The 8933-nt window shown below is 66.3% G+C and carries 7 protein-coding genes; 4 read left to right on the top strand and 3 right to left on the bottom strand.

What is annotated here, in order from left to right; translation table 11 throughout:
- The first annotated feature begins 164 nt into the window (after nt 1-164).
- Entirely contained in the window at nt 165-599 is a 435-nt protein-coding gene (locus tag NR810_RS30610) for a hypothetical protein (RefSeq protein WP_257457908.1), read from the top strand.
- Nucleotides 600-614: 15 nt separating this feature from the next.
- Complete coding sequence (locus NR810_RS30605; protein WP_257457907.1) at nt 615-1217, top strand: hypothetical protein; 603 nt, start codon at nt 615-617, stop codon at nt 1215-1217.
- 5 nt (nt 1218-1222) lie between these two features.
- Here NR810_RS30605 and NR810_RS30600 read toward each other — a convergent pair whose 3' ends face one another.
- The 3 genes from NR810_RS30600 to uvrA all read right to left on the bottom strand — a co-directional run bounded on the left by NR810_RS30600 (nt 1223) and on the right by uvrA (nt 5929).
- The gene (locus tag NR810_RS30600; protein ID WP_257457906.1) at nt 1223-1999 is read right to left on the bottom strand and encodes a hypothetical protein; all 777 of its coding nucleotides are present in this window, start codon (nt 1997-1999) and stop codon (nt 1223-1225) included.
- A 6-nt stretch (nt 2000-2005) separates the two neighbouring features.
- On the bottom strand, nt 2006-3250 hold the full coding sequence (locus tag NR810_RS30595) for an AAA family ATPase (protein WP_257457905.1): 1245 nt from the start codon (nt 3248-3250) through the stop codon (nt 2006-2008).
- Between the two features lie 126 nt (nt 3251-3376).
- A complete protein-coding gene (gene uvrA, locus NR810_RS30590) occupies nt 3377-5929 on the bottom strand; it encodes an excinuclease ABC subunit UvrA (RefSeq protein WP_257457903.1) in 2553 nt (850 codons plus the stop codon).
- A 155-nt stretch (nt 5930-6084) separates the two neighbouring features.
- Here uvrA and NR810_RS30585 point away from each other — a divergent pair, with 155 nt between their 5' ends.
- Together NR810_RS30585 and NR810_RS30580 are read left to right on the top strand one after the other, a co-directional pair.
- Nucleotides 6085-7518 (top strand): amidase, encoded by a 1434-nt coding sequence (locus tag NR810_RS30585; RefSeq protein ID WP_257457902.1) that lies wholly within the window; start codon nt 6085-6087, stop codon nt 7516-7518.
- Nucleotides 7519-7744: 226 nt separating this feature from the next.
- Complete coding sequence (locus NR810_RS30580; RefSeq protein WP_257457901.1) at nt 7745-8917, top strand: family 16 glycosylhydrolase; 1173 nt, start codon at nt 7745-7747, stop codon at nt 8915-8917.
- Nucleotides 8918-8933: the final 16 nt, after the last annotated feature.

The raw sequence follows: 8933 nt of genomic DNA, 5'->3' as shown, positions 1-8933 counted from the left end.
ACTACCAGGCCATTCCCATGATGCCCGAAGACACGCTTCTGCCCTTGATGGCTCGATTCGTTGAATTGCTGGCCGAACAACCCGTTTTCCGGGAAGTTTTCGGTCCAATATGAGGGGATGGCTCAGGAGAAGATGTGCTCTCGAACCATCCATGGGGGCAGAGCATGAGCAAGAGACCGATCCGGATCATCCAGTGGGGTTGCGGCCTGATGGGGCAGATCCTCATCCGCACCCTGCGCGAGAAGGGCGCCGAGCTGGTGGGAGCCATCGACCACAACGCGGCACGGAGAGATAAGGACGCGGGGGAGGTCGCCGGGCTGGGCAAACCGCTGGGTGTGCGCATCCACCATCCCGAGCAGGCCGAGGCCGTCTTCCGCGAGGCGCGGGCCGACGTATGCATCCTGTGCACGCGCAGCACGGTGAGCGAGATGGCCGAACCGCTGCGCATGGCCGCGCGCCACGGCGTCAACGCCATCACCATCGGTGAGGAGGCGTTCTATCCCTGGACCACCTCCAAGGCGCTGACCGAGGAGCTGGACCGGCTGGCCAAGGCCAACGAGTGCACCATCACCGGCTCGGGCTACCAGGACGTTTTCTGAGGCAACCTCATCACGGTGCTGGCCGGCTCCACGCACCGCATCGACCGCATCGTGGGGCTGACGCAGTACAACGCGGATGACTACGGGAGCGCGGTGGCGCAGAAGCACGGCGTCGGACTCGACCCGGACACCTTCGCGGCGAAGATTGGCGCCAGCAGCGCGCCCTCCTACTTCTGGAACTCCAGCGAGTGGCTGTGCGCGAAGCTGGGCTGGCGCGTGCGCGACATGCGCCAGCAATTGCTGCCCACCACGCACACGGGGCCCCTGAGCTCGACGACCCTCGACCGCGAGATTCCCGCCGGGCACGCCACGGGCATGAAGGCGGTGGTGGTGACGGAGACGCACGAGGGCCCGGTCATCGAGACACACTGCGTGGGGAAGATCTACGCACCGGGCGAGGTGGACCTCAACGAGTGGACGCTCCGGGGCGAGCCCGACACGACGGTGACCATCCGCCAGCCAGCGACGCCCGCGCTCACGTGCGCCGTGGTGCTCAACCGCCTGCCGCAACTGCTGGCCGCGCCCGCGGGGTTCGTCACCACCGACCGCTTCGAGCCCGCCCCCTACGTCACCCGCCTGGAGACGGAGGCTCCGCCATCTTTTCCATCGGCGGGGTAACCACCTCATTCGTATCCGAGCGCCTTGACCAGCGCGGAGCAGGAGCGGAGTCGCTCGACGGACTCGAAGAACGACCGCTCGGCGAACCACACGTCTTCAGCTGGAAAGGTCTTGGCGAGCTCTTCGTTGTGGTGGTCAGCGACGCACGGCAGCACATCGTCCTTTGGTTTCAGGACGTCGTCGAGAAGCGCCCGGTTCGCGGACCACGACTCGATGAGCCGCACATGCTCATCACGTTCGTGTCTCCCTCGGCAATACTCGAGCAGCTCTTTCGTTGCCTGGTAGAGCCAGGACTCAATGCTGTAACAGGGAGACAGGATGATGAGACGCTCCAGAGCCGCCTCGATCTGCTCGGCCGTCAGCGTTGGGCGTGGGCGCGGATCGATGGGCTGAGCAGCCTCGCCACGCAAGATGCGCCGCACACCCTCGCGGATGATCTCCTCGAACTTCTGGCGGTTCTCGCTCTCGTGGCGCTCGGTCCACACGCGGTCGGTATCGAAGTGGAAGACGACGAACCCCGTAGACTGCATCAACTGAGCGGCGATCCGCCCGAGAAGAAGAATCGTCTCCCGAGTCGGTGGCCGTTCCTTCCACTGATTGGCACGAACCGCTTTGCGCGCGCTCTCATTCTCCGGCAGGGGATCGAGCCGAATCCGCTTCGGATTCAAATCGGCGCCCTCCACCACGAGCTTGAGCGCCTCCTTCAAGAGCTTCTGGATCGTCGGCTGCGCTTGATCACCAGAGTCCTCGCTCAGGACGAGGATACGTGCCCGGGCTTCCATGAGGTGTCACCAGAGCCCATTGGTGAGCAAGATGTCCGAGACACGCTGAATCCCTGTCTGATACGCCAGGAAGAAAGACTCGGCTTCGTCCAGAGTGGGATTGCGCCAGACGAGCTGTGCACCGGCATCACCGCTGGTGCGCTCGCAAAGAATGAACGTACGACGGACCTCATCAACGCTGTCGAACCGCAAGAAATCGAGCAACAGTGGGTTCTGGCTCGTCAAGAAAGCCTGCCGTCCACCAATTTCATCCAGACACGCCCGGATCCACTCGTGATGAAGGCCGTTGACGAGCTCGTCCGCGATGATCAGATCTTCCGATGCGTCCGCGTGGGCGAAGAAAGCGAGCAATCGCTTTTGACCGTAGCTGAGCAGGTCATGTGAGACCTCTTCGCCTGGCCGTTTGAAGAAGAACCGGAGATTGCTCAAGCGTACGATTCGCCGGCTCGGCTCTGGACTGAGCCGCTCGACATCGAAGCGCGCATTCGCGGAGTCATAACCGAGCACGCGCGCAGCCCGTTCGAGAAATTCCAGTTGAAACGTCGTCGATGTTTCCTCGAGTGTCATCTTCGAGAAGATCGAGTTCAACGTCTTGAGAATCGATCGCGGAGTTGCCACGAGATTCCACGTAGAGCGATTACCCGCGGAAGACTCTTCCCTTCTCACATCCAAGCCGAGCAACGTGTTGAATCGCTCGAGGCTTTCATCCATGCGGCCCGCGCTCTTGATTTGCGCTGAAAAAGCCGCGTTCGCCAGCTGCGTCAACGCGGAGTCCCTTTCATCCGTCACCAGCGCCATATAGAGCGCGGCAAAAGGTGCCCTCCGAGACCGCAGCTCCATACGACTCCGCTTGCCTGCCCTGTCGAGCAGGACTTCGTTCGGGAACACCTCGGCGTTCATGACGACCCCGCCATCCTTCTCGAAGACGAATGAGTCGGTCTGCTGGATGCTGGTGAGCTCTTCCCTGACAGGTCGATCCGGGTCGAGAGAAAGGGCCGGCTCCTTGCCCCGCACTCTCTTGATCGTGTGCTCGAAGTCGAGCGACCCGCCGGAGACGCGGTAACTCACATCAAGCACATCCTCATCGAGAGCTTCGCTTCGAGCGCCCACCGCGGTAGACAACAAGCGAAGAAGGGTCGTCTTTCCGGCCGCGTTCTTGCCGAGGAGCACATTGAGGCCTGGGCGGAACTCGAGGGTCGTCGGAGCAACGTTCCTGAACTTCTTGATCGAGAACTTCGTCAGCGTGTTCATCGTCCGGTCCCGCACCCGAGCGCCACGCAGAGTGACGCGGCGTCAGGACCGGACCACACGCCCTCTGATGGGTCAAGAACTCCATCACCGGCAGCCCCCCACTCCACTGGCCTCCGTGCGGGAAACTCAACCCACGACACGCGCCAGGAATGGCGCCGTGCGGCTCGCTGACGCGGTGGCGACCTCCGCGGGCGTTCCAGACGCCACCACCCGGCCTCCCTCATCACCCGCTCCCGGGCCCATGTCGATGACCCAGTCGCTCGCCGCGATGACTCGCATGTCGTGCTCCACCAGGATGACGGTGTTGCCCGACTCCACCAGCCCATCCAGCTGCGCCATCAGCTTGTCCACATCCGCTGGATGCAATCCCGTCGTGGGCTCGTCCAGGATGTAGAGCGTGTTGCCTCGCTGCACCCTTTGCAGCTCCGTCGCGAGCTTGATCCGCTGCGCCTCTCCGCCCGAAAGCTCCGTCGCCGGCTGGCCCAGCCTCAAGTAACCCAGGCCCACCTCCCGCAGGACGCTCAGCGAGCGCAACACCTGTGGATCCTCGGCGAAGAACTCGTGGGCCGCGTCCACCGTCATCCCCAGCACCTCGGCGATGTTCTTCCCCCGGTATTGAATCTCCAGCGTCTTCGCGTTGTAGCGCGCACCGTGACACGTCGGGCACGGCGCATAGACGCTCGGCAGGAAGAGCAGCTCGACGCTCACGAAGCCCTCGCCCTCGCACGTCTCGCAACGCCCCTTCGCCACGTTGAACGAGAAGCGCCCGACGTCGTAGTGACGGGCCCGTGCCGCCTTCGTCCCCGCGAAGAGCTTGCGCACGCTGTCGAACAGCCCCGTGTACGTCGCCAGGTTGGACCTCGGCGTCCGTCCGATCGGCTTCTGATCCACTCGCACCAGCCGCTTGATGCCCTCCATCCCCTCGGTGATCCGGCCTCCCGTGGTCAGCACCACGGTGCGCTCCAGCTCCTCACCCTCCTCCTCGTCCTCGGCAACCTGCTGCCCGAGCTGCTCGGCCACCAGCTCCACCAGCACCTGGCTCACCAGGCTCGACTTCCCCGAGCCGGAGACGCCCGTCACCGTGGTGAAGACGCCCAGTGGGAATCCAACATCCAGGCCGTTCAGGTTGTTGCGGGTGACGCCCTCGAGCCGCAGCCACCCCTTCGGTGAGCGCGGTGTGCGGCGTGGCACGGTCTCCCCGGCCCCGAAGAGGTAGCGCCGCGTCTGCGACGCCTCCACCGCTTCGAGCCCTTCCAGCGGACCACTGTAGAGGACCTGCCCGCCCTTCTCGCCCGCGGCCGGTCCCACGTCGACCACCCAGTCCGCGTGCCGGATGACGTCCACCTCGTGCTCCACCACGAACAGCGAGTTCCCCGAGCCCTTCAGCTGGTCGAGCGCCTTCAGCAGCGCCTCGGTATCCGCTGGATGCAGTCCCGCAGACGGTTCATCGAGCACGTACACCACGCCGAACAGGTTCGAGCGCACCTGCGTGGCCAGCCGCAACCGCTGGAGCTCCCCGGGCGAGAGCGTCGGCGTGCTGCGCTCCAGCGACAGGTACCCCAGCCCCAGCTCCGTCAGCACCTGGATCCGCGCCAGCAGGTCCTTCGCGATCCGCTCGGCCACCAGCGCCTTCTCCGGGTGCTCCCGCGCCAGCTTCGCCGCCCCGGGGGCCGTCCCGTCCGTCGCCGGCCTCAAGATGTCCGCCACCCGCTTCAGCGGCAGCCTCGACAGCTCGCCGATGTCCAGCCCCGCGAACGTCACGGACAGCGACTCGCGCCGCAGCCGCTTGCCCTGGCACAGCCGGCACTCCCCGCTCACCATGTACTGCGACACGCGCTTCTTCATCAGCGCGCTCTGCGTCGTGGCGAACGTCTGCAACACGTACTTCCTGGCGCTCGTGAACGTCCCCATGTAGCTGGGCGGTTCCTTGCGCTTGAGCGCTCGCCGCGTCTCCGCTGGCGTGAAGCCCGCGTACACCGGCACCGTCGGCTGCTCCTCCGTGAAGAGGATCCACTCCCGGTCCTTCTGCGGCAGCTCCCGCCAGGGGCGGTCCACGTCGTAACCGAGCGTCACCAGGATGTCGCGCAGGTTCTGCCCGTGCCACGCTGGCGGCCACGCCGCCACCGCCCGCTCTCGGATGGTCAACGAGTCATCCGGCACCATCGAGCGCTCGGTCACCTCGTACACCCGGCCCAATCCATGGCAGTTCGGACACGCCCCCGCCGGGGTGTTCGGCGAGAACGCGTCCGAGTCCAGGTGCGGCTGGTTCGGCGGGTACGTCCCCGCTCGCGAGTACAGGAGGCGCAGCGAGTTCGCGATCGTCGTCACGCTCCCCACCGACGAGCGGGTCGTGGGCGCGCCCCGGTGCTGTTGCAGGGCCACCGCCGGGGGCAGTCCGTCGATGGAATCCACCTCGGGTACGCCTGCCTGGTCGATCAGCCGCCTGGCGTACGGCGCCACGGACTCGAAGTACCGCCGCTGCGCCTCCGCGTAGAGCGTCCCGAAGGCCAGCGAGGACTTGCCCGACCCGGACACCCCCGTGAAGACGACCAGCGCGTCCCGGGGGATTTCCACGTCCACGTTCTTCAGGTTGTGCTCGCGCGCCCCCCGTACCCGGACGAACCCCGTCCTCGTGTCGCCTGAAGTCTCTGGAGAGGGATGACCGCGGAGTCTGCGCATTCGCACCACACAGGGAGAGCGTGAAGGCCGGGCAGGGTGCCACACCTTCGACCCAAGGTAGCCCGCGCGTTTCAATACGGCACCCCCTCTGGCGCCCGGCCCGCCCTTCGGGCTCAGCTGAATCCCCGGGCACTCGCGAAAGGAAACCCCAGGCCATGAAGCTGAACGAATACACACAGTACGACGGACTCGGACTGGCGGAGCTCGTGCGCGGCGAACAGGTGACCCCCGGGGAGCTCGTCGAGACCGCGCTCGCGGCCATCGAGCACGTGAACCCGCGCATCAACGCCGTCATCTCCCCCCTGGTGGACGAGGCGAAGGCCACGCTCGCGCGAGGTCTGCCTCGCGGGCCTTTCACCGGAGTACCCTTCCTCATCAAGGACGCCGTCCTCCACGCCGCCCAGCTCCCGTGTGAGATGGGCAGCCGGCTCGCCCAGGGGCTCGTCATGCCCTACGACTCCGAGCTGATGGCCCGCTTCCGCCGAGCGGGCATCGTCCCCGTGGGCCGCACCAACACCCCCGAGATGGCCTTCAACATCACCACCGAGCCGCTGCTCCACGGGCCCTCGCGCAACCCGTGGAATCCGGAGTACAGCACCGGCGGCTCCAGCGGAGGCGCGGCGGCGGCCGTGGTGGCCGGCATCGTCCCCCTCGCGCACGCCAACGATGGAGGCGGCTCCATCCGCATCCCGGCCTCGCTGTGCGGCGTCTTCGGCCTCAAGCCCACGAGGGGCCGCACGCCCCTCGGACCGGACATGTCCGATGGGTTGAACGGGCTGGGCATCGAGCACGTCGTCTCCCGCTCGGTGCGCGACAGCGCGGCCATGCTCGACGCCACGGCGGGCCCGGACGCGGGAGAGCCGTACCAGATTCAAGCGCCCGAGCGTCCCTACCTGAAGGAGCTGGAGCGCGAGCCGGGACGCCTCCGCATCGCCCTCTCCCGGGTGCCCCCGACCGGAGTGCCCGTCAGCCCCGAGTGCGTGACGGCCGTGGAGGACGCGGCGCGGCTGTGTCTGGAGCTGGGCCATGAGGTCGTCGAGGCCTCGCCCCAGTTCGACACCTCGGGGTTCGACCACGCCAACCTGGTCATCTGGAGCTCCAACCTGGCCATCTGGGTGGAGGGCATGGCCGCCGCGACCGGGCGCTCCCCGGAAGCGACGCTGGAGGCCACCACCTGGGCCACGGTCCAGTACGGGCGCGGCCTGAAGGCAACCGACCTGCAGCTCGCGTTCGCGACCATGAACCAGATTTCACGCGCGGTGGGCCGGTTCTTCACCAACTACGACCTGCTGCTGACGCCAACGGTGGCCGTGCCTCCGTACAAGCTCGGCGTGGTGGACGCCAATGTCCCCATGACCGCCGAGGAATGGGTGAAGCGCATCTTCTCCTTCTGCCCCTTCACCGCGCTGTTCAACTTCACCGGCCAGCCAGCCATGTCGGTGCCGCTGTACTGGAGCGAGGGCCTGCCCATCGGTGTCCAGTTCGCCGGCCGCATGGGTGACGAGGCCACGTTGTTCCGCCTCGCGGCCCAGCTCGAGCGGGCCCGTCCCTGGGCCGCTCGCCGGCCTCCGATCCACGCCGCCCTGTAGTGTTCAATGCCGGGCGGTCTCGGAATCTTGTAATTTGATTCCCAAGCAAGTTCCTACTACCAGGGAAAGCCCGATCGGAAAGACTCTCACCTCAAGGAACTTCATGGTCATGCGTACCTCCGGCCGCTGGCGGCTGTCTTTGCCGTGCTCCCTCCTGAGCGCTCTTTGCCTTTTCCTGGCATCGAGCCAGGCACGAGCCGCCTCGGGTCTTCCCAATGGCAGAATCGTGTTGAAGTCGATGAACGGCGTCTATGTCTCCGCCATGAATGGCGGTGGCGCCGACGTCCAGGTCCAGGGCGCGCGCCCCGACGACTGGGAGTATCTGGATGTCTTCAACCAGAGCGAGTCCTGGGAGCTGTGGCACGGCAGCCAGGTCAACTTCCGCGCGAACGATGGCACCCACTTCCTGCAGTCCGCCTGTGGCGGCAGCTGGGACCTGGGGGACACCTCGTGCGGCGTCGTCAACGCGAGCACGACGAACCAGCTGGGCTGGGAGACCTTCACCGTCGAGAAGCTCAACAACTGGCACCAGGGCGGGAAGATCCACACGGGAGACCAGGTGGCCCTCAAGGCCTTCAATGGCTCCTACTGCGCGGCCCTGAATGGCGGCGGCGGCACCCTGACCTGCGCGGCCGGCTCGGCGCAGGGCTGGGAGACCTTCACCGTCGAGTTCATCGACCCCAACGGGGGTGGCGATCCGGGCGGTGGCACGGGCGGGGATGTGCCGGGGACCTTCACCCGCATCTACCGCGAGGACTTCAACGCGCCCCTGGACCTGTCCCTCTGGAACCCGGACAGCGGCTTCCAATACCAGAACAGCTGGGTGACGAACGAGAACACCTGGGTGGGCGATGGCTACCTCAACCTCGCGTTCCGCAACTGGGGTGGCTACACCACGGGCTGGGCGAGCCTGAACCGGGGGAACGCGCCGTTCATCCACTACGGCAAGGTGGTGGCCCGCCTGCGGGTCGACCGCGCTCCGGACGTCACGCTGGCGGCCCTGCTGTGGCCGAGGCCGGGACAGGGCACCTACAGCCAGTCGCATCCCTGCGAGCTGGACTGGTTCGAGGACTTCGACGCCAACCACGACGGCGACCGCACCCCCATGGGCGCCTTCACGCACTACGGCTGCGGCCCGAGCGACGCCTGGGAGACGCACACCGCGCCCGACTGGGCCGCCGGCACCGACTGGCACGAGTGGAGCGTCGAGTGGACGCCCAACAAGCTCGTCTACAAGGTCGACGGCGTCGTCTGGGGCACCGTGACCGACCCCGCGAAGATTCCGGACGAGCAGATGTACGTGGGCTTCATGCTCAGCGTGTACAACAACCGCTGGCCCACCGTGAGCCAGGCCCTGTTCCAGATCGACTGGCTCGAGGTCCACTCCTGGAGCCCGTGACCCGCGTATGCTGTGA

Origin of the sequence: Archangium lipolyticum, from assembly GCF_024623785.1 — a bacterium.
Lineage (GTDB): Bacteria > Myxococcota > Myxococcia > Myxococcales > Myxococcaceae > Archangium > Archangium lipolyticum.
This window is presented reverse-complemented; position numbering and strand designations above follow the sequence as displayed.